20 protein-coding genes are annotated in these 19,318 nt (G+C 57.6%); 11 read left to right on the top strand and 9 right to left on the bottom strand.

The window, feature by feature from the left end; all coding sequences use genetic code 11:
• Positions 1 to 753 (top strand): sulfotransferase family 2 domain-containing protein, encoded by a 753-nt coding sequence (locus HKX44_RS11350; protein WP_276151900.1) that lies wholly within the window; start codon positions 1 to 3, stop codon positions 751 to 753.
• Here the strand turns inward: HKX44_RS11350 and HKX44_RS11345 are convergent.
• Positions 705 to 1,586 carry a sulfotransferase gene (locus HKX44_RS11345; RefSeq protein ID WP_276151437.1) on the bottom strand — a complete coding sequence of 294 codons (882 nt, stop codon included), beginning with the start codon at positions 1,584 to 1,586 and terminating at the stop codon, positions 705 to 707. The genes HKX44_RS11350 and HKX44_RS11345 overlap by 49 nt on opposite strands.
• Positions 1,579 to 3,378 (bottom strand): hypothetical protein, encoded by a 1,800-nt coding sequence (locus tag HKX44_RS11340; protein WP_276151436.1) that lies wholly within the window; start codon positions 3,376 to 3,378, stop codon positions 1,579 to 1,581. The genes HKX44_RS11345 and HKX44_RS11340 overlap by 8 nt, the downstream gene beginning before the upstream one ends.
• Before the next feature lie 285 nt (positions 3,379 to 3,663).
• On the opposite strand from HKX44_RS11340, the gene HKX44_RS11335 reads away from it, so the two are divergent.
• The 3 genes from HKX44_RS11335 to HKX44_RS11325 are packed head-to-tail and all read left to right on the top strand — an operon-like array spanning position 3,664 to position 7,650.
• Positions 3,664 to 4,824, top strand: a complete 1,161-nt coding sequence (locus HKX44_RS11335; protein WP_276151435.1) for an acyl-CoA dehydrogenase family protein — start codon at positions 3,664 to 3,666, stop codon at positions 4,822 to 4,824.
• Complete coding sequence (locus HKX44_RS11330; protein ID WP_276151434.1) at positions 4,825 to 6,852, top strand: acetate--CoA ligase family protein; 2,028 nt, start codon at positions 4,825 to 4,827, stop codon at positions 6,850 to 6,852.
• A 12-nt stretch (positions 6,853 to 6,864) separates the two neighbouring features.
• Positions 6,865 to 7,650: a carnitinyl-CoA dehydratase gene (locus HKX44_RS11325; RefSeq protein ID WP_276151433.1), complete on the top strand. Its 786-nt coding sequence runs from the start codon at positions 6,865 to 6,867 to the stop codon at positions 7,648 to 7,650.
• A 12-nt stretch (positions 7,651 to 7,662) separates the two neighbouring features.
• On the opposite strand, the gene HKX44_RS11320 is transcribed toward HKX44_RS11325, so the two are convergent.
• From HKX44_RS11320 to HKX44_RS11310, 3 genes are all read right to left on the bottom strand, one after another.
• Positions 7,663 to 9,156 carry a heme biosynthesis HemY N-terminal domain-containing protein gene (locus tag HKX44_RS11320; RefSeq protein ID WP_276151432.1) on the bottom strand — a complete coding sequence of 498 codons (1,494 nt, stop codon included), beginning with the start codon at positions 9,154 to 9,156 and terminating at the stop codon, positions 7,663 to 7,665.
• A 13-nt stretch (positions 9,157 to 9,169) separates the two neighbouring features.
• Positions 9,170 to 10,507 (bottom strand): hypothetical protein, encoded by a 1,338-nt coding sequence (locus HKX44_RS11315; RefSeq protein WP_276153136.1) that lies wholly within the window; start codon positions 10,505 to 10,507, stop codon positions 9,170 to 9,172.
• Between the two features lie 88 nt (positions 10,508 to 10,595).
• Positions 10,596 to 11,300 carry a uroporphyrinogen-III synthase gene (locus tag HKX44_RS11310; RefSeq protein ID WP_276151430.1) on the bottom strand — a complete coding sequence of 235 codons (705 nt, stop codon included), beginning with the start codon at positions 11,298 to 11,300 and terminating at the stop codon, positions 10,596 to 10,598.
• 74 nt (positions 11,301 to 11,374) lie between these two features.
• On the opposite strand from HKX44_RS11310, the gene tsaD reads away from it, so the two are divergent.
• The 5 genes from tsaD to HKX44_RS11285 are packed head-to-tail and all read left to right on the top strand — an operon-like array spanning position 11,375 to position 14,556.
• A complete protein-coding gene (gene tsaD, locus HKX44_RS11305) occupies positions 11,375 to 12,466 on the top strand; it encodes a tRNA (adenosine(37)-N6)-threonylcarbamoyltransferase complex transferase subunit TsaD (protein WP_276151429.1) in 1,092 nt (363 codons plus the stop codon).
• Entirely contained in the window at positions 12,463 to 13,416 is a 954-nt protein-coding gene (locus HKX44_RS11300; RefSeq protein WP_276151428.1) for an NAD(P)H-dependent glycerol-3-phosphate dehydrogenase, read from the top strand. The genes tsaD and HKX44_RS11300 overlap by 4 nt, the downstream gene beginning before the upstream one ends.
• Position 13,417: 1 nt before the next feature.
• A complete protein-coding gene (locus tag HKX44_RS11295) occupies positions 13,418 to 13,690 on the top strand; it encodes a YciI family protein (RefSeq protein ID WP_276151427.1) in 273 nt (90 codons plus the stop codon).
• Positions 13,690 to 14,109 carry an EVE domain-containing protein gene (locus HKX44_RS11290; RefSeq protein WP_276151899.1) on the top strand — a complete coding sequence of 140 codons (420 nt, stop codon included), beginning with the start codon at positions 13,690 to 13,692 and terminating at the stop codon, positions 14,107 to 14,109. Before HKX44_RS11295 ends, HKX44_RS11290 begins: the two co-directional genes overlap by 1 nt.
• A 54-nt stretch (positions 14,110 to 14,163) precedes the next feature.
• Positions 14,164 to 14,556, top strand: a complete 393-nt coding sequence (locus HKX44_RS11285; protein WP_276151426.1) for a DUF1761 domain-containing protein — start codon at positions 14,164 to 14,166, stop codon at positions 14,554 to 14,556.
• 348 nt (positions 14,557 to 14,904) lie between these two features.
• On the opposite strand, the gene HKX44_RS11280 is transcribed toward HKX44_RS11285, so the two are convergent.
• From HKX44_RS11280 to HKX44_RS11270, 3 genes are all read right to left on the bottom strand, one after another.
• Entirely contained in the window at positions 14,905 to 15,246 is a 342-nt protein-coding gene (locus HKX44_RS11280; RefSeq protein WP_276151425.1) for a DUF2853 family protein, read from the bottom strand.
• A 428-nt stretch (positions 15,247 to 15,674) separates the two neighbouring features.
• Complete coding sequence (ahcY, locus tag HKX44_RS11275; RefSeq protein WP_276151424.1) at positions 15,675 to 17,063, bottom strand: adenosylhomocysteinase; 1,389 nt, start codon at positions 17,061 to 17,063, stop codon at positions 15,675 to 15,677.
• A gap of 88 nt (positions 17,064 to 17,151) precedes the next feature.
• Positions 17,152 to 17,454 carry an S-adenosyl-L-homocysteine hydrolase gene (locus HKX44_RS11270; protein WP_276151423.1) on the bottom strand — a complete coding sequence of 101 codons (303 nt, stop codon included), beginning with the start codon at positions 17,452 to 17,454 and terminating at the stop codon, positions 17,152 to 17,154.
• A gap of 77 nt (positions 17,455 to 17,531) precedes the next feature.
• On the opposite strand from HKX44_RS11270, the gene HKX44_RS11265 reads away from it, so the two are divergent.
• Together HKX44_RS11265 and HKX44_RS11260 are read left to right on the top strand one after the other, a co-directional pair.
• Positions 17,532 to 18,128, top strand: coding sequence for an HD family hydrolase (locus HKX44_RS11265; RefSeq protein WP_276151422.1), 597 nt, complete (start codon positions 17,532 to 17,534; stop codon positions 18,126 to 18,128).
• Positions 18,125 to 18,610 carry a GNAT family N-acetyltransferase gene (locus HKX44_RS11260; protein ID WP_276151421.1) on the top strand — a complete coding sequence of 162 codons (486 nt, stop codon included), beginning with the start codon at positions 18,125 to 18,127 and terminating at the stop codon, positions 18,608 to 18,610. The genes HKX44_RS11265 and HKX44_RS11260 overlap by 4 nt, the downstream gene beginning before the upstream one ends.
• A gap of 78 nt (positions 18,611 to 18,688) precedes the next feature.
• On the opposite strand, the gene HKX44_RS11255 is transcribed toward HKX44_RS11260, so the two are convergent.
• Complete coding sequence (locus HKX44_RS11255; RefSeq protein ID WP_276151420.1) at positions 18,689 to 19,234, bottom strand: ActR/PrrA/RegA family redox response regulator transcription factor; 546 nt, start codon at positions 19,232 to 19,234, stop codon at positions 18,689 to 18,691.
• Positions 19,235 to 19,318 lie beyond the last annotated feature (84 nt).

Genomic DNA, 19,318 nt, shown 5'->3' with positions numbered 1-19,318 from the left:
GTGCGTCATGTCATCCTGCATAACCACCTGTTCAAGAACGCAGGCACCTCGGTCGACCATATCCTGCGCCAGAATTTTCCTGACCGTTGGGTCACGCGCGAATTTCCCGATCCCCGCCCCGGCCATATGCCCGACATTGCCGGATGGATCAGGGATAACAGCGATGCCATCGCCTTCTCCTCCCATACGATCCAGACCGCCTTACCAGCCCTTCCGGGTGTCCGCATCATCCCGATCGTCTTGCTGCGTGATCCAGTTGACCGCATCGCCTCGGCCTACCGGTTTGAAAAAACGCAAAAATCCAATTCGCGGGGTGCCCGGTTGGCACGGGAAAACGGCTTTGCCGGGTATGTTCATGCCCGACTGAACACCCAAGGGGACAGGCAATGCCGCAACTTCCAGACCAGCCGCCTTGCGATGCTGGCCCCTGATGTCACCGGCGACGAATTGACCCGTGCGCAAGCCGCAGTCAGAGTGATCGCCCGAGACGGTGTTTTGGGGCTGGTCTCCAACTTTGACACTGCCATGCAACGACTGGCCGGTTTGCTAAAACCACATTTCCCGGCCTTCGATTGGCAGCCCGTAATCATAAATGCATCCGGTCAGAATACCGTTCAATCCGTTTCACCGGACATGCGCGACGTCCTCGAACAAGCCAACCATGACGATCTCAGCCTGCTGCGTCATGTGCGGGCTATTCTGCCTCACGCCCCAACAGGCACCGGCACAGCCCAGCGCGCCGGAATATCATAACCCTCGGCAGAAACCTCGTCACAGATACGCATCACGTCCTCCCGCACAACCTCGGGGAAAAAGTCCGGCATCTTGTGTTTCACGCTTTCGGTAAACCGCTGCTCCAATAGGGCCTGCGGATAGTCAAATGCCGGCAAGCCGAGGAACCGCTCGATCTCGCGCAGGGTGCCGCGCTGGTCCTGATGCAGATCTTCGTAAAAAATCACCTTATAAACCTCTGGTGACAATCCACCTTTCAGATTGCGCAATACCTTGCCGTATTCCGCATTAACCCAGATATGGTGCCGTCTGATAAACTCTGAAAACTCTGCCGGCCCCCATGTTTCCAACTTATCCAGATGACCGGTCAGTTGCAGGTGGAATTTTGTATGGCTCCACAGCCGGTTAACCGGATCACGCATGGTATAAAGCACACGAAGCCGGTCGCATTTCTCCTCTATCTGGGGCCATGCATCCATCGGAAGCTGTGCATTGAGATTTGAAAAGTCACAGGCGTACTTCTGGTGATCCCGCATCTGAAACAAGTTGCGATACCAATAATCGTCAACTGGCCGGCTGAGGTATTGCGCGACCCATTGAACATTTCCACGCACCGCATCGATATTTGCCTTTTCCGGATCAAATCGGAACAAATAACGGTTCTTGGCCTCCCGCAACCGGTAGCCCTCGCTTAACTGGTTCGGATTCACATAGCGGTGGTAAAAATAGTGGATCTCTTTTTCCATCGCAAAGTGAAGCGCCGGATGACGCGACAACACGGCATATAACCACGTCGTACCCGCCTTCATCGCGCCGATGCTTAGAAACAGATTAGCAAAAAGGCGATCAGACATCAGGCGCTCCTTGATCCGTTTGGCTAAGGCGCTGGATCACATCCTGATACATCCGGTGATACACCGGTCGCTTGAAGTGGTTCAGGTCGATCATATCCTCTGCAACGGTAATGAAATCGGCGGGGTCAAGCAGCATGACATTTCCCCTCTGGCCTGCCACCTGTCGCAGTACGGCATTCAATCTTTGGTGGTGCGGATGGGGCGACCGCTCTGGGTTGCGCAGCTGAACCGGTCCGGTTTCCGGGGCAAGGACAACCACAACCTGTGCATCCGTCGGTATCTGGTCCAGAATCCGGTCATACCTGCGCGCCATTTCGCTGCTTGTTAATAGTCCGGCATGGGTGAAATCGCGGGCCAGCACCGCAAGCCGCTGGCGTTGCGGGTCAGTCTTGGCAACCGCCTCGCGAAGTTCCGATTTGGCGATCAGATCATGGTTTTGCGCCCCCACCAACCAATAGGGCAACACAAGACCGCTTGCGCCGTGGCGGTACTCGGGAATGTCTGCATCCGCCCAGAAGCTCAGGAAACAAAGAACACGCCCCTGCGGCATATCCCCAAGCTGCGAGGTGAAATCATCCGGCCCGTAGCCAAGGGTCGCCGCCGCAGAAATCTGCGCTTCACTCAATCCCCCCTCAATCGCGGGCATTAGAAAGGATGAATGATCCCGTCGGAACATTTGGCCGTTCAATGGCTGGTTAAACTCCTCAACCAGATGATCGGTATGCAGCGCAAAGTAGTGCATCAGACTGGCCAAATCACACCCGCCACGGGCGACAATGTGATCAAATCGGATCACCGGCGACGGCTCATCGGCATCCATTTCAGCCAAGGTCGCCGGGGTGATCCAGTCAACCGGCATCAGGTCACCGATCACATCCGACAGGGTCTCAGCCTGCAGCGCCATAGGCGGTCGACCCAGATGCGCATAGGTCCAGTGTTCGATGTACATATTCAAGGTCCGGCAGGAAAAACAAAAGTGTTTGATCCTACGCATGTTGTGAAGCCGCTCTGTCAGGTAGAACCCCACAAACCCGTAGTCACCAAAATCATCGCGCACCCGTATCAATGCAGCATCTGTCGTATTCAACGCCAGCACAGCCGATAGCTCCGCACGGGCGGCATCCTGATCCTCCGGCAGGCGGATTTTGGTAAAATTCAGCTGGTTCGTTCGGTTAATCAACTCGATTGCGCGGTCCAGGTGGGCTTCGACATTATAATCGAGAAACACCCGCACGTTCGAATTGCGCAAAAAATCAATCGTATCCCCACCTGCCACCACAGATGCGACCGCTTTGCGTTCTTTCAACTTATATTGCGCCAGACGGCTCAATTGCGGGTCGGGCTTGCCGCGAAGTTGCGGCGCATCGGCAAGCTCTGAGATCAGTTGCGGCAGACCGACATTCAGACCGGGGTTCATATGGGCGGCCTGCGCAAGGTTCATCGGGTTGTCATCCAGAAATAGGACCGACGGCGCACGCAAGCCGATCTGTTCCAGCATCGCGGCAATCCGCGGGCCCTTGGGTGTCCAATCAATGCTGGGAAAGATAAAATAGTCCCACAACCCCCGATCCCGCAGCAGGGCTTCGATGGTGCTGGCCGCGTTCTTGGAACAAATGGCAGACATGATGCCGCGCCGGGCCAGTTCGATCACCAACCGGTGATGATCATCACGGTATCCAATCCCCCCTTCGGTCAGGGTGCCATCCCAAAACGTCTCGTCCAGATCCCAGATGACCAGCCTTATGTCTTCGGCAAAATCAGGGTGAACAAACTTTTGTTGCGCCTGCCCCATGTCAACGCCCCGACTGATGCATCTGCCGACCACCGCAACCCGTGATATCACCGGCAATTGTGTTCCGCTTCTCTGCTATTTTGCGCCAAAACTGGGTCATTCTCGTCCTCGTTTGCAGGGCATTCCACCCGGGGCTGACCCCCTGTACCAAACCCTCCCTTTTGTTCTGCCCTGAAACCAGTAAACAGCAGATTAATATTTCCAGCCTGATGTCGCATTTGGCCGATCCTTGTCGGTCCCAATCTGCCTAGTGTTGGGCAACACATCCAAAAAGGACCGCTTTTCATGCACTTTGGCCTCAGTGAAGAACAAGAGATGATCGTCTCGACCGTGCGCAGCTTCGTCGAAAAAGAAATTTACCCCCATGAGGCCGAAGTCGAACGCACCGGACATGTGCCGCATGAACTGGGTGAAGAGATCAAGAAGAAGTGCATTGATCTGGGGTTTTACGCCTGCAACTTCCCCGAAGAGGTGGGCGGCGCAGGCCTATCGCACGTTGATTTCACACTGGTCGAGCGCGAGTTGGGCCGTGGGTCCATGGCCCTCACGCATTTCTTTGGCCGTCCTCAGAACATTCTGATGGCCTGTAATGAGGAACAGCGCGAACGCTATCTGCTGCCGGCGGTGCGGGGCGAACGCATGGACGCGTTGGCAATGACGGAACCGGACGCCGGATCGGACGTGCGCGGGATGAAATGTCAGGCCCGGCGCGAGGGCGGCGATTGGGTGATCAACGGATCCAAACACTTTATCTCGGGCGCGGAACATGCGGATTTCTTCATCGTGTTTATCGCCACTGGCGTTGATGAAACACCAAAAGGGCCCAAGAAACGTATCACAACCTTCCTCGTCGATCGCGGCACGCCGGGGTTCGAAGTACGCGACGGCTATAACTCGGTCAGCCACAAGGGTTACAAAAACTGTATCCTGACGTTTGACGAATGCCGCCTGCCCGATGCGCAGGTTCTGGGCGAGGTCGATGGCGGTTTTGCAGTGATGAACGAATGGCTCTATGCGACCCGCATCACGGTTGCAGCCTTCAGCGTCGGACGCGCGCGGCGCTGTTTTGATTATGCGCTGAACTATGCCGCCGAACGCAAACAATTCGGCCAGCAAATCGGCAAGTTCCAAGGCGTCTCGTTCCAAATCGCCGATATGATCACAGAAATCGACGCCGCTGATTTGCTGACCCTCGCAGCGGCTTGGCGGTTGGATCAGGGGCTGCCGGCAAACCGCGAAATTGCCAGCGCCAAGCTCTATGCATCCGAGGCTCTGGCCCGCGTTACAGACACTACTTTGCAGATATTCGGCGGCATGGGTTTGATGGATGATTTTCCCATTGAACGGTTCTGGCGTGACGCCCGTGTCGAACGCATCTGGGACGGCACATCCGAGATCCAGCGCCACATCATTTCCCGCGACCTCCTGCGTCCTTTGGGGGCCTGAATGACGCGCGCGCTTGACCGTCTGCTGCGCCCCCGAACCATCGCTGTGGTCGGGGGGGGCGCATGGTGCAAACAGGTTGTACTGCAATGCCAACGAATGGGGTTTGCCGGTGATATTTGGCCGGTGCATCCCTCCGCTGACTCCATCGAAGGGTTGCCGGTCTATCGCGGTATTGATGCCCTGCCAGCCGCGCCCGACGCCTGTTTTATCGGTGTAAACCGCACGGCAACCATCGACGTTGTTGCGGCCCTTGCTGAACGGGGCGCTGGAGGGGCTGTCTGCTTTGCATCGGGTTTCCTTGAAGCACAGGCCGAAGACGCGTCCGGTGCCGATCTTCAGTCCGCGCTCCTGTCAAAAGCTGGCGACATGCCGATCCTCGGCCCCAATTGTTACGGCTTCATCAACTACCTCGACGGGGCCTTGCTCTGGCCCGATCAACACGGTGGCGCGCCGGTCGACAGCGGCGTCGCTATCATCACCCAAAGCTCAAATATCGCGATTAACCTAACCATGCAGGCCCGCGCCCTGCCCTTGGCCTATGTCGTGACCGCAGGCAATCAGGCGCAAACCGGCATTGCCGAAATCGGCATGGCCTTGCTGGATGATCCGCGTGTAACCGCTCTGGGTCTGCACATCGAAGGCATTGGCGATCTGCGCCAGTTCGAAGCCTTGGCAAAACGCGCCGCTGCATTGGGCAAACCCGTGGTCGCAATCAAGGTTGGCCGGTCCGATCAGGCACAGGCCGCCACCGTGTCCCATACCGCATCTCTCGCCGGACAGGATGCTGGCGCCGCTGCCCTGCTCAACCGTCTTGGGGTGGCACGGGTTGATGATTTACCCAGCTTTCTTGAAACGCTCAAACTGCTGCATGTTGCAGGCCCCCTGCCGCAGAACACTGTCGCCACCATCAGCTGCTCCGGCGGTGAGGCAAGCCTTGCGGCGGATACCGGCCTGTCCCTTGGAGTTACCTTTCCACCGCTGAATGACCGGCAGAAAACCGATCTGCGCGCGGCCCTTGGGCCCCGTGTCGCACTGGCCAACCCGCTGGATTATCACACCTATATCTGGCGGGATGTCCCCGCGATGACGCGCGCCTTTGCCGCCATTGCCGATCCTGATGTTGCCATCACCCTGTTGATTGTGGATTTCCCCCGCGCGGATATCTGCGATCCGAGTGATTGGGACTGCGTAATCGCAGCGACCATCGGTGCCGCACAACAAACCGGGCGGCGCTATGGCATGGTTGCCACCCTGCCCGAACTTATGCCCGAGGATGTTGCCCGCACCCTGTTGGCGGCCGGTGTTGTCCCTTTCTCCGGGTTGGGCGAAGCTCTGGCCGCCTGTCAGGCTGGCACATTTGCACCGCAAGACCCACAGCCCATAACCCTGCCAAACCAAGGCGGCACGGCACAGCTTTTCCCCGAAGCCGAGGCGAAATCCGCCCTCGCCGGCCATGGGTTGCGCATCCCCGGATCAATCCGTTGCATGTCGCCGGACGATGTAGCACACAGCGCGGCGCAGGTCGGCTTTCCCCAGGTTCTCAAAGGCGAAGGCATCGCACATAAAACCGAGGCAGGCGCCGTAAAGCTTAACCTCACGACCGCCGATGAAACCCACGCAGCGGCGCAATCGATGGGCGCGTCCAGCTTTCTGATCGAAGAAATGGTAACCGGCGTGACCGTCGAGCTACTGATTGGGGTGATCAATGATCCCGCCCACGGCTTCGTTCTGACCCTTGGCGCGGGGGGCACCCTGACAGAGATACTGCAAGACACGGTGTCGCTGCTGATCCCCGCGACGGACACAGAGGTCGAAACCGCTCTGAACAGCCTGCGCATCGCCCCCTTGTTGCACGGGTATCGTGCCGGGCCCGCCGCCGATATGCCATCAATCCTACGTGCGATCCGCGCGGTTCAGGATTTCACCGTTGCCCATCGCGGCGACTTGCAAGAAATTGAAATCAATCCGCTTCTTTGCACGCCCGACACCGCCATCGCGGCGGACGCGCTGCTTCGACGCACCCTTTGAACAGGAAAACCCATGTCAGACTCTCCTATCAAGACCCATCGCGACGGTGCCATTCTGCAGGTCACCCTTGACCGGCCCAAGGCAAACGCCATTGATCTGAAAACCTCCCGCCTGATGGGCGAGGTTTTTGCCGATTTCCGCGATGATCCAGAGCTGCGCGTGGCGATCATCACCGGCGGCGGTGCCAAGTTTTTCTGCCCTGGCTGGGACCTCAAGGCGGCATCCGAAGGTGATGCCGTAGATGGCGATTACGGCATTGGCGGGTTTGGCGGCCTGCAAGAGCTGCGCGGCATGAACAAACCGGTGATTGCCGCCGTGAACGGCATCGCATGTGGCGGCGGACTGGAATTCGCCCTCTCTGCAGACATGATTTTGGCCGCCGATCACGCCACTTTCGCCCTGCCGGAAATCCGCTCCGGCACAGTGGCCGATGCCGCCTCTGTCAAACTCCCCAAACGCATTCCCTACCATATCGCGATGGAGCTTTTGCTGACCGGTCGTTGGTTCGACGCGGAGGAAGCCAAGGGATGGGGCCTGGTCAATGAGATCCTGCCAGCCGATCAATTAATGGATCGTGCATGGGAACTGGCCCGCCTTTTGGCTTCCGGTCCGCCACTGGTCTATGCCGCGATCAAGGAAATCGTGCGCGATGCCGAAGACGCCAAATTTCAGGACGCCATGAACCGGATCACCAAACGGCAATTGCCGACGGTTGATCTGCTCTATGCTTCCGAGGATCAGATGGAAGGGGCCCGCGCCTTCGCAGAAAAGCGCGATCCCGTCTGGAAAGGCAAGTAACCCGACCCCGCCCTAGGGTTTGGCGGGGATGTCCTGCGCCGACCCGTCCTCGGGCGGGTCGGTAATCAACTCGGCGTCTTCAATCGCCGCACTCACCACCACCGCCCCGTCTGAACCGGTGTTGTCGTCACCCCCGCCCACAATCAGCGGCAGCATCGACACGCCACCGGGCATGGCAACTTCTGCCATCGGTGGGGTCTTCCATGTCAACGTGTCAAAACTCTGACAATTGCCACAGGTCGGTGCCCATTCGCTGTGAATATTCTGGCAGTTATCACAAATCCACTGCGGTCCGCGGGACACGGTCAACGCCCGCGCCAGCCACCCCTTGACCACTGTATCCGACGCACCTTCGCCCCGTTCAACCGCCGCCATCAGGGTAACTGAACGCGCCGTCGGATCGGTTTCCACCAGATTGCCCAGCGCCCGACGCGCGGCAGGGAAATCTTCGTCAGCAATGTGCAGCTCGGCCAGTAACATCTTTGTTTCCGCATGATCCGGCTGCAATTTGGTAAGGGCCTTGAACCGTTTGATACGCGCTGCCGGCTTTTCCTCTGGTTCAATTGCCGCAAAGGTGGCGGCCAAATCCGGATGCGGTTGCACGCTCCACGCTTTGGTCAGAACACGCGTCGCATAGCGCGGCTTGCCCTCGGCGATATACCCCTGCGCGGCCATCACCGCCGCCGGGATCAGGTCAGGCGACAAACGGTTGGCTTCAATAGCCACTTCGCGCGCTTCTATATCCTTGCCATCGTCGATAATGTCTTTCGCCTCGGACAGCGCCAGCACAGCATCGCGTCGTTTGTGAACATCACGGGGCAACTGGCCATTCTTCAATTTGGCGCTCAAGGTCTTGCGCGCCCCGGTCCAGTCTTCCTTGCCGGCCTGCAACTGCAACAACACATCACCGGTTTCAACGTGTTTGGGCTTCAGGGCAAATGCCTTTTCCGCCAGCTTCAGCGCGGTATCCGTATCGCCGTCCGCCAGCTTTTGTTTCATGATACCGCGCACACCGACAAACCGGGTTGTCTCGTCTTCGACCAGCTTGCGATAGGTTTCTTCCGCCTTGCGTTTGTCCCCGGCCATTTCTGCCGCCTGCGCCGTCAACAGGTTGGTCAACGCCGGCTTTTGCAGATACTTGTCCGCCTTGGCCGCTTTCGCCAGCGCCAGTTTACCCTCGCCACTGGCCAGCGCCATCAGCCCCTCAGACAATGCGTCAAACCCCTTGCGCTCGCGGTTACGGTCAAAATACCGCGACAAAGCGGTTTCATCCCCGTTCAGAAATTTCCACGTCGCCACCAGCAAGGTAAACAGCTTGAGCAGCACCCAAACCGCGACCATCAAAACGGCTATGCCAATAACGGATTGCAGCGGACCAAAGTTGTATTCGACCCCCATCAGCGTGACCTGAATGCCACCCCGACTTTCCAACAGGAACACCCCGCCCCATGCCAGCGCCGCCACAACAGCGACAAACAGAATAATCTTGATCAATGACCACAACATAAATTCGATTTCCTCAGTTTGCCGTCAGGCGTTGGGACAGGTCCTGCACAGCAGCCTCTGTCGCGGCACGCGCACGCGCAGATGCCAACCAATCCGCCATGGCATCTTGTACCGGAGCGGGAAGCGTTTCAATTTCCGTCAATGCATCCGCAACACGGCCCTCACGTACTGCCGCTTCGGCACGTGAAAGCACCGCATCCGGGTCATCCCCTTCGCGCGGGGCCACCGAACGCGCACTCAGCTGGCGCTTCAGAAAACCACCGATGCCGGTCTCCGCCTCATCGCCGCCCGCGGCACGCGCCACAGAAAGCGCTGCCCGAGCCGTATCAGGAAATCCGGTCTGCAACCCCAATAACGGCGCAACACCTTCGGAATTCTCTTGCAAGGCCGCAGGAATATCCGCAACGCCGCTGGCACTCAAATCCTGCAAGGCGGTCTCATATCCCGCACCGCTGGCCAAGGCCACAGTGATCGCCGTCAGCGCCCGTTGTGCCTGCGCTTTACGCGCTGCATTTGCCGTCGCTTCTTCAACGCTTTGTGCATTCTTCAAAAGCCGTGAAATCTCGCTTTGCTGCGCCTCTACCGAGGCCTGCAATGCAGCCAGGTCTTCTGCATATTCCGGCGAGGCCGCGTCCCCGCCTGTCGACGCGGGCCGGTTCTCTAACTCTTCCAGACGGGCTTCCAAGGCGGACACACCGTCAGACAGCGCCGTAATGGCGTCCTGCACGCCTTGCAAATCGGGTGCATCGGCGTTTTCCAGTTTCGCAATCCGCTGGGACTGGCTGTTCAACGTCTGGGCAACCTCGTCATCGCCGCCACGGCTGTCAAAAATATCCATTTCCGCAGCGACAAAGCCCAAACCACCCGCAATTACCCCGCCAAAAAGCAATGGCCAGAACACGCTGGTTTTCTGCTCTGCCGGTTTCGACTCTTCGGTGTTCTGCGACGGGGTTGCGGCGGGCTTGTCATCCTTCACAACCTGCGGCTTCTCAACAACTTTCTCTGGCGCGGTTGGTTTGCCCTGCGCCTTTGCGGATGCATCTGTCTGCGCTTCAACCGGTGTCGCCGGCTTCTTTGTCGCGTCCGGTTTTGCGGTCTTGGGAACCGAACTTGTTGTCGCTGCCGTGGCGGACTTCGCAGGTTTTGCAGCGGGTATCGTCGACGCAGTTGCCTTGCGCGTGGTGGCCTTGGTTGTCGCTCCCGTCTTGGTGGTCGGGGTCTTTTCAGGGTCGGTTGTCTTTGATGTCTCGGGCGAAGTCTCTGTATCCGGTTTACTCACTTTACCGCCCACGTCCTTTGCTGCACCCGATGTGCTTTTGCTGCTCGGGGTCGGTTTTTTCGCTTTCGCCACACTGCATACCCTTCTGATTCTGACCTACGCCAGATGAACTCTGACACCTTAGCCGCCAACACTGGCCCGCTTCAAGGTAACCCATCCTTCAAGGGAACCTATCGTTACGCAACAGCATTTCAACCAATCGCGCCATTTCGTCGCCGGTCGGTGCCTTCGCAATGTGCAACCCCTTCAAGGATTTGCCCCCCAGAACCGCGCCAACTGCCGGGCTGATGGCCGCCACGACGACAGCGCTGAATGCCTTGGTCTGGTTAACAAACTGCTCTGCTGTACGGGGCGAAAACAGGGGAACAATGACCGGCCCTTCCCCCGCCAGCATTTCTCGCGCTGCATCCGTCAGGGGGCGCAACCGCTGATCATACAGGGTGATCACATCCACCTGTGTTCCGGCCTCACGCAGCCGTGCGGCGATCTGGCCCCGCCGGTGCGCGCCCGCAAGGTGCAGCAACTTCCCCTCGATCCTCAAATCTCGCATCATCGCCACCAAGGCATCTGCGGTTTGTGCCTCCAGCCTGACATCCCAACCTGCCATTCTGGCCGCTGCTGCGGTCTGGGCCCCAACACAATAGGCATCCCCCCCCGATCCCGGCGGCGCAAGAGCCACAGCCCGGGCAGAGGTAAAAATCACACCCTTGGTTTGGCTCAAATCGGGTTTTTCCCCGGTTGGTTCAATCTCTAACAAAGGAGAAATACACAACTGAACACCCTTAAGGGGCGCTGTAGGCAACCGCGCCAAAAACCGCTCTGCGCTGTCGCGCGGGCGCGTTAAAAGCAGTGCGCGCCTATCCATTTGAGGTCCGAGCATTGTTTGCCATCGCCTCCGGTGATACCTCCGCCATAACCCCCTTGCAACGGAAAGCCGCCATGCAAACCGCACTCACAGTTCTGGGATTGGAAAGCAGCTGCGATGATACCGCAGCGGCTGTTGTGCATCTCCCCGCACAAGGCCCGGCAACCGTCCTGTCATCCGTCGTCGACGGACAGGTCGATCTTCATGCCGCTTTTGGCGGCGTGGTGCCGGAAATCGCTGCCCGCGCACATGCCGAAAAACTGGATCACTGTGTAGAACAGGCTCTAACACAGGCAAATGTGGCCCTATCAGGGATTGATATGATTGCTGTCACCGCCGGTCCGGGATTGATTGGCGGCGTGGTGTCGGGTGTCATGTGCGCCAAGGGGCTGGCGCTTGCGACCGGAAAACCGCTTTACGGGGTGAACCATCTTGCCGGCCATGCCCTGACGCCACGTTTGACCGACGGTGTGCCTTACCCCTATCTGATGTTGTTGGTGTCCGGCGGGCATTGCCAGTTCCTGATGGTCTACGGTCCGGATGAATTCAAACGTCTGGGCGGCACCATCGACGATGCTCCGGGCGAGGCGTTTGACAAAGTCGCCCGGCTGATCGGCTTGCCGCAGCCCGGTGGCCCCTCAATTGAAAACTGCGCCCGATCCGGTAACCCCAAACGCTTTTCCCTGCCCCGCCCTCTGCTGGATCGCCCGGGCTGCGATATGTCCTTTTCCGGCCTGAAAACCGCCGTTCTGCGTGCCCGTGATGCCGTGGTTGCGGACAAGGGCGGGTTGACCGCGCAGGATCAGGCCGACCTTGCCGCCGGTTTTCAGGCCGCGGTTGTCGATGTCCTTGCGGAAAAGACCCGCCGCGCCCTTGCCGATTATCCCGAAGGGGCCGCCCGCACGCTCTGTGTCGCCGGGGGTGTTGCCGCAAACCAATCCATTCGCGCCGCGTTAGAGACTGTTTCGCGCGATTTCACCATGGAATTTGTCGCACCGCCGCTGGCCCTCTGTACCGATAATGCCGCGATGATCGCCTATGCTGGCGCTGAACAATCACAGCATCGCGCGCCAGATACCCTTGGCCTGTCCGCCCGCCCCCGTTGGCCCTTGGACACTTCGCAACCCGGCATGTTGGGCAGCGGCAAGAAAGGAGCGAAAGCATGAGCATCGCGGTTCTGGGCGGTGGCGCCTTTGGCACTGCATTGGCCATTTCGCTGGCCCAAAACGGGCCTGTCACCCTTTGGGCGCGCGATGTCGCGGATATGGCCGAAAAACGCGAGAATACCGCCCGGCTCGCGGGCTGCCCCTTCCCCGCAACGCTGACGGTGTCCGGCACCTTGGCCGATGCGGCACAGGCGGAAACTGTATTGCTCGCTTTGCCGACACAGAAATTGCGCAGCTTCCTTGCTGACAACGCGGATGCGCTGGCTGGCAAGATCCTTGTCGCCTGCTGCAAAGGCATCGAAATTGCCACCGGGTCGGGCCCGGTTTCTATCATCTCCGACGTGGTTCCCTCCGTTGTGCCCGCCATTCTGACCGGCCCCAGTTTCGCGCGCGACATCGCGCAGGGGTTGCCCACGGCCCTTACCCTTGCCTGTATGAACGACGATATCGGGAAACAGCTGCAACAAAAGTTAAGCACACCAAATCTGCGCCTATACCGCACCACAGACACGATTGGAGCCGAGTTGGGCGGCGCATTGAAAAACGTCATCGCCATTGCCTGCGGCACTGCCATAGGGGCCGGTCTGGGTGAAAGTGCGCGCGCCGCTTTGATGACCCGCGGCTTTGCTGAAATGCAGCGTCTGGCCACACATTTGAACGCCGATCCGCAGACGCTGGCGGGCCTGTCGGGTTTCGGTGACCTGACCCTGACCTGCACATCTCGACAATCCCGCAACTATTGCCTTGGCCTGTCGCTGGGCGAAGGCACGCCGTTTGACCCCACCACCACGGTCGAGGGGGCGGCAACAGCCAAAGCTGTCCATCTTGTCGCGCAAAACAATGCGCTTGATCTGCCGATCACCGCAGCCGTTGCGGGTTTGCTTGAGAACAGGCTAGATGTGGCAACCGCAATGCGTGGCCTTCTGGCGCGCCCGTTAAAGGAAGAATAACATGCTTGTCTGTTTGATGGCCCACGACAAACCCGGTGCCTTGCCTGTGCGCAAGGAAAATCGCGAGGCGCATCTGGCCTATATCGAATCCACCGGTTGCGTGACACTGGCCGGCCCGATGAAAGATGCACAGGGCGACATGTGCGGCTCGATGATTGTGCTGGACCTGCCCGACATGGCTGCAGCAGAGAACTGGGCCGCAAATGATCCCTATGCCAAGGCCGGATTGTTCGACAGCGTCACCCTGCGCGAATGGATCAGGGTGGTTGGATGATGGCCTATTGGCTGTTCAAATCAGAGCCGAACACATGGGGTTGGGACAACCAGCAGGCCAAAGGTGACGCTGGCGAGGAATGGGATGGCGTGCGCAATTATCAAGCGCGCAATTTCATGCGCGAGATGAAGGTCGGTGATCTGGGGTTCTTTTATCATTCACTGAAAGAGAAATCCGTTGTCGGCATTGTCGAGGTCATCGCCGAGGCCCATCCAGACAGCAAAACCGACGATCCCCGCTGGGAATGTGTTGATATCAAAGCGGTGCGTCCCTTTGTCAAACCCGTTACACTGGACCAGATCAAAGGCGAGGAACGGCTTGCCGAAATGGTGCTTGTGCGCAACTCGCGCCTGTCGGTTCAGCCGGTGTCGGATGCCGAATGGCAGCTGGTTTGCACCATGGGGCAAACGAAACCATAGTAAATTGAGGTAATCCTGCGCATACTATCGCAAACAACACGCAGGGAGGTTCGCATGGGATTTGTTGCAGTTTTGGTTGCCGCGGTGGCCGGTTTTGCCTTTGGTGCCGTCTGGTACATGACCTTGGCCAAGCCATGGGTCGCGGCGGCTGGCATTGAAGTAGACGACACTGGCCAGCCAGTGGATAAGTCGCCCCTGCCCTTCGTCATGGCGGCAATTGCGATGGTGATCGTCGCCGGCATGATGCGCCATACGTTTGCCCTTTCGCAGATCGACACAGCAGGCAAAGGGTTGATATCCGGTCTGGGCATCGGCCTGTTTTTCATCAGCCCGTGGATTATGATCAACAACGGATATGGTGGCCGGCCTTTCCGCCTCACCCTTATTGACGGCGGCTATGCCACCTTCGGCTGCGCGATTATGGGGCTGGTCCTGACGTTGTTCTAGCGACTGTATTTCCTAAAATGCCATGACGTCGCTTGGTTCAGGTATTTGAAGAAATGCTTTAACCCCAATTCGCCTGCGTCCCTTTTCTAATTTGACCAAAGACGCAAATGGCACATACGTTTTTCAAAACGAAAAAAGGGTTCCGGCATACTCACCAGAACCCTTTCTCACCCCGTGTGCTCCACTACCCACACACGTATCGAAATATGCTCTGGCCATCCTAGCCGTTGGATCATCTCTAACAAAACATCCCGTTTTAGCCAAGCGTTTGATATTTAAATTACTTTTCAAATGCAAAACGCCCGCTGTCCAGACGGCGGGCGCTTATTCAATATTTTACTTTCGGCCTCAACCGTAAACGGATTCTTTTCCCAACTGTTTCGTCAGCATGTAATAAACCACGGCGCGATACTTGTTGCGTTCGGATTTGCCGTAGGTTTCGATTGCCTTATTAATCTCTTCCATCAAATTTGGACCATCAGGCAGGCCCAGCTTCTTGATCAGGAAGTTGTTTTTAACGGTCTCAAGCTCGCTATCCTGACCAGCAGCAACGGTCTGGGCATCCGCATTGTAAATCGCTGGGCCACAACCAATTGTCACCTTTGTCAAAAGGTCCATATCAGGCGTAATGCCGCATTTGTTCTTCAGATCGTCCGCATATTTTGCGATCCACTCATCCCGTTTGCCCATAAATCTTTCCCACCTTTAAATATCTGATCAGCCAGTCTGACCTCGAAACAGACAGTAATCGCTAATTTTGCAGGGACAAAGGGAAAACTTCTGCGTGTCTCCCCCTTAAAAATCCCGCCGCCATGGGGTTGCAAAACAGCCGCTGGCACAGCGCCCAAACCCAACGCGCCCAAAGCACAGCCCTTGATCCGCGTCGCATATAATTATTCCTGCGCATTTTCGATTTTCATTTAAAGTGTCCCGCCTTTAACCTGAGCCATCACATATCGCTTTTCGCGTTCGACCAATGGGAGAGGCAGCGAACAAGTGATTCATGTTTAAGGCGGGACTCCCTAACTCAATATCAACACCGAAACGAAAAACGCCAAAGCAAATGAATGCTCTGGCGTTTCCAATTCTATCTTTGCGGGGAATACCCGCAGGGCAGATCAATACCGGTAATGCTCGGGCTTGAACGGACCTTCCGGCGTGACACCGATATAGGCCGCCTGTTCCGCATTCAGCTTGGACAGTTTCACACCGATCCGGTCCAGATGCAGGCGCGCAACCTTCTCATCCAGATGCTTAGGCAGGATATAGACCTCGTTCTTATATTCATCACCCTTGGTCCACAGTTCGATCTGCGCCAGTACCTGGTTGGTGAAAGATGCAGACATTACAAACGACGGATGCCCCGTGGCATTGCCAAGGTTCAACAAACGCCCCTCGGACAGCAGGATCAACCGGTTGCCATTCGGCATCTCGATCATGTCCACCTGTTCCTTGATGTTGGTCCATTTGTGGTTCTTCAGGCTGGCCACCTGAATTTCATTGTCAAAGTGGCCAATGTTGCCAACAATCGCCATGTCCTTCATCTCGCGCATATGCTCGATGCGGATCACGTCTTTGTTGCCGGTGGTGGTGACAAAGATGTCAGCGGTGGCAACCACGTCTTCCAGTGTAGTCACCTGAAAACCGTCCATCGCCGCTTGCAACGCGCAGATCGGATCAACTTCGGTCACGATCACACGGGCACCCGCACCGACCAGTGACGCCGCACACCCCTTGCCAACGTCACCATACCCCATGACAACAGCAACCTTGCCCGCCATCATTGTATCTGTGGCACGACGGATGCCGTCGACCAGCGATTCCTTACAGCCATACTTATTGTCGAACTTCGACTTGGTGACGGAATCGTTCACGTTAATCGCAGGGAACGGCAACTGGCCATCGCGCACCAGCTCATAAAGACGGTGAACCCCTGTCGTGGTCTCTTCTGACACACCGACAATCTGGTCGCGCATCTTGGTAAACCAGCCGGGGCTTGCCGCCATCCGCTTTTTGATCTGTGCCTTGATCGCTTCCTCTTCTTCCGAAGTGGGCACCGCGATCACATCTTCGCCCGCTTCGGCACGTGCGCCCAACAGGATGTACAGCGTCGCGTCGCCACCATCGTCCAAGATCAAGTTCGGGCCGTCGGGGAACATGAACGACCGGTCAAGGTAATCCCAATGCTCCTCCAGCGACTGGCCTTTAATCGCAAAGACCGGCGTGCCACCTTCGGCAATTGCCGCCGCTGCGTGATCCTGTGTCGAGAAAATGTTGCAAGACGCCCAGCGCACATCCGCGCCCAGCTCAACAAGGGTTTCGATCAGAACCGCAGTCTGGATCGTCATATGCAACGACCCGACAATGCGCGCGCCCTTGAGCGGCTTGCTCTCGCCATATTCCTCGCGCAGGGACATCAGACCCGGCATTTCGGTTTCTGCGATATCCAGTTCCTTGCGCCCATAGGCTGCAAGGCTGATGTCTTTCACGATATAGTCGTCTGCCATTTGGGCACCTCGGTCAAAAATTATCTGACCGCGCCCTAACAGTTTTGGCGCGATCCCTCAACAGAACAGTGCCCGACGCCTTAACCGGTTAATCCCGCAGTTCCGCCAACAGCTGGTCCTGATCTACCCCGGTCATCCAATCCTTGCCCTGTGACAGCACACAGGCATGCCCATCTGAAAAACTCTTGATCAACGTCCATGTGCCGGTCTCCTGCGAAACCCACAGCTGTTCCTTGGTTTCAGAGGGCGGCGAGACCGGCTTTTCTCCGTACCAGTCTGTCAGCGCTGCTTTCATTTCTCCTGCCGCCATGCACACGTTACCCTGCGCCATCGCGCTGGTTGCACATGCGGTGCCAAGTACAAAAGTCAGGGTCGAAATAAACGGTTTCATCGGTCTCTCCTTCATGTGAAAAACACCCCAGGCGGTGAAAAGTTCCAAAATTTCAATTGACGCAAAGGCAGGCCCGCATGGCGCAACAACCCAGAGCATGGCAAAGAATGTTGTCCGGTCGCAGGCTGGATCTGTTGGATCCGACACCGGTGGATATCGAAATTGACGACATCGCCCACGGTCTGGCCTTCGTCGCACGGTGGAACGGTCAAACCCATGGGGACTATGCCTATTCCGTCGCCGAACATTCGCTTCTGGTCGAAACACTCTTTGGCCGCATTAACCCCAAAGCGCCGGCAAAATGGCGCCTTGCCGCCTTGCTGCATGACGCCCCCGAATATGTGATTGGCGATATGATTTCGCCGGTCAAAGCTGCTGTCGGCCCCAGGTACGGCGCATTGGACGACCGCCTGACCGCTGCCATTCACCTGCGTTTTGGTCTGCCGGCCAGTATCCCTGTTTCGGTCAAGAAACAGATCAAGAAAGCCGACAAAATCAGCGCATGGATGGAGGCCACCCAAATTGCCGGCTTTTCCGAAACGGAATCCTCCAAATTTTTTGGCACCCCGAACCCGGCCTTGATCGAAGGGCTCTCGATCATGCTGCGCCCGCCGGTCGAAACACGGCGCGCCTTTACCGCGCGCCACGCCACCCTTCTGGAGGAATGCACATGATCAAAGTACGACCCGCCATCAATTTCGATGCTGCGAATATGGCCACCCTGTTAAACGAGATTATCGCCAAAGGGGGCACCACCGCGCTTACACGGCCCGTCACGGGGGCTGATCTGATTGAATGGATGGCCTACGACCCGGAACGCAGCGCATGGCACGTGGCCACTGATGCACAGGAAAACGTCGTCGGCTTTCAATGGATCAATCCAAAAGAAGATCTGCCGCAGGGCGCGGTTGATATCGCCACCTTTGTGCAGATCGGCCAGACTGGTCTGGGCATCGGATCATCCTTGTTCGAAGCGACCAAACAAGCTGCCAAAGCGCTGGGGTATGTCTGGATCAATGCCAACATCCGCGCTGATAACGAAGGCGGGTTGATCTACTATCAAAGTCGCGGATTTCAGGATTATGGCGTCATCGAAGGGCACAAATTGGCCAATGGCGATGTCGTGGAAAAACGGCTCAAGCGTTACGAGCTTTGATCCCGATTATGCGCCAGCCGGTGTACCGGGGGTGCATCGGGGGTGTACGCATGGCACCCCCCCCTTTTTGACCATCTTCTAGCGGGGTGAGCGCTTGGCCAGAATCCGCTGCAAGGTACGCCGGTGCATGTTCAATCGGCGCGCGGTTTCAGAAACATTGCGGTCGCATAACTCATAAACGCGTTGGATATGTTCCCAGCGCACGCGGTCCGCGCTCATCGGGTTTTCCGGCGGCGGCGGCATGTCGTCACCGGTGGCCAGCAACGCATTGGTGATGTCATTGGCATCCGCCGGTTTGGACAGGTAATCCGTCGCACCGATCTTGACCGCAGCAACCGCTGTCGCAATCGCACCATAGCCCGTCAAGACCACCAGACGGGCATCTGCACGCCGCTCACGCAGCACCTCCACCACATCAAGCCCGTTGCCATCTCCAAGCCGTAAGTCAATCACCGCAAAGGCAGGCGGACGGGCAGTTGCGATGGCGCGACCTGCCGCAACACTATCGGCGGTTTCGACCTCGAAACCACGTTTTTCCATGGCTTTCGCAAGGCGGCGCAGAAACGGCTCGTCATCGTCCACCAACAGCAGCGATTTGTCCGGTCCGATGTCTATCTGATCCATGGTCACTTCCCTGCGCTCAAAACGGTGTCACTCGGGACACCATATGTGTCTTGGCGCAATTCAGTCAATTTAAGAAGCCCGCTC

The sequence above is a fragment of the Sulfitobacter sp. M05 genome (genome assembly GCF_029285175.1).
In the GTDB taxonomy this organism is placed as follows: Bacteria; Pseudomonadota; Alphaproteobacteria; order Rhodobacterales; family Rhodobacteraceae; genus Sulfitobacter.
This window is presented reverse-complemented; position numbering and strand designations above follow the sequence as displayed.

Excerpts from the sequence above, each read along its gene's own strand:
- HKX44_RS11345 (WP_276151437.1), bottom strand. The coding sequence starts at position 1,586 with ATGTCTGATCGCCTTTTTGCTAATCTGTTTCTAAGCATCGGCGCGATG.
- HKX44_RS11340 (WP_276151436.1), bottom strand. The coding sequence starts at position 3,378 with ATGGGGCAGGCGCAACAAAAGTTTGTTCACCCTGATTTTGCCGAAGAC.
- HKX44_RS11335 (WP_276151435.1), top strand. The coding sequence starts at position 3,664 with ATGCACTTTGGCCTCAGTGAAGAACAAGAGATGATCGTCTCGACCGTG.
- HKX44_RS11330 (WP_276151434.1), top strand. The coding sequence starts at position 4,825 with ATGACGCGCGCGCTTGACCGTCTGCTGCGCCCCCGAACCATCGCTGTG.
- HKX44_RS11325 (WP_276151433.1), top strand. The coding sequence starts at position 6,865 with ATGTCAGACTCTCCTATCAAGACCCATCGCGACGGTGCCATTCTGCAG.
- HKX44_RS11320 (WP_276151432.1), bottom strand. The coding sequence starts at position 9,156 with ATGTTGTGGTCATTGATCAAGATTATTCTGTTTGTCGCTGTTGTGGCG.
- HKX44_RS11310 (WP_276151430.1), bottom strand. The coding sequence starts at position 11,300 with ATGGATAGGCGCGCACTGCTTTTAACGCGCCCGCGCGACAGCGCAGAG.
- tsaD (WP_276151429.1), top strand. The coding sequence starts at position 11,375 with ATGCAAACCGCACTCACAGTTCTGGGATTGGAAAGCAGCTGCGATGAT.
- HKX44_RS11300 (WP_276151428.1), top strand. The coding sequence starts at position 12,463 with ATGAGCATCGCGGTTCTGGGCGGTGGCGCCTTTGGCACTGCATTGGCC.
- HKX44_RS11295 (WP_276151427.1), top strand. The coding sequence starts at position 13,418 with ATGCTTGTCTGTTTGATGGCCCACGACAAACCCGGTGCCTTGCCTGTG.
- HKX44_RS11290 (WP_276151899.1), top strand. The coding sequence starts at position 13,690 with ATGGCCTATTGGCTGTTCAAATCAGAGCCGAACACATGGGGTTGGGAC.
- HKX44_RS11285 (WP_276151426.1), top strand. The coding sequence starts at position 14,164 with ATGGGATTTGTTGCAGTTTTGGTTGCCGCGGTGGCCGGTTTTGCCTTT.
- HKX44_RS11280 (WP_276151425.1), bottom strand. The coding sequence starts at position 15,246 with ATGGGCAAACGGGATGAGTGGATCGCAAAATATGCGGACGATCTGAAG.
- ahcY (WP_276151424.1), bottom strand. The coding sequence starts at position 17,063 with ATGGCAGACGACTATATCGTGAAAGACATCAGCCTTGCAGCCTATGGG.
- HKX44_RS11270 (WP_276151423.1), bottom strand. The coding sequence starts at position 17,454 with ATGAAACCGTTTATTTCGACCCTGACTTTTGTACTTGGCACCGCATGT.
- HKX44_RS11265 (WP_276151422.1), top strand. The coding sequence starts at position 17,532 with ATGGCGCAACAACCCAGAGCATGGCAAAGAATGTTGTCCGGTCGCAGG.
- HKX44_RS11260 (WP_276151421.1), top strand. The coding sequence starts at position 18,125 with ATGATCAAAGTACGACCCGCCATCAATTTCGATGCTGCGAATATGGCC.
- HKX44_RS11255 (WP_276151420.1), bottom strand. The coding sequence starts at position 19,234 with ATGGATCAGATAGACATCGGACCGGACAAATCGCTGCTGTTGGTGGAC.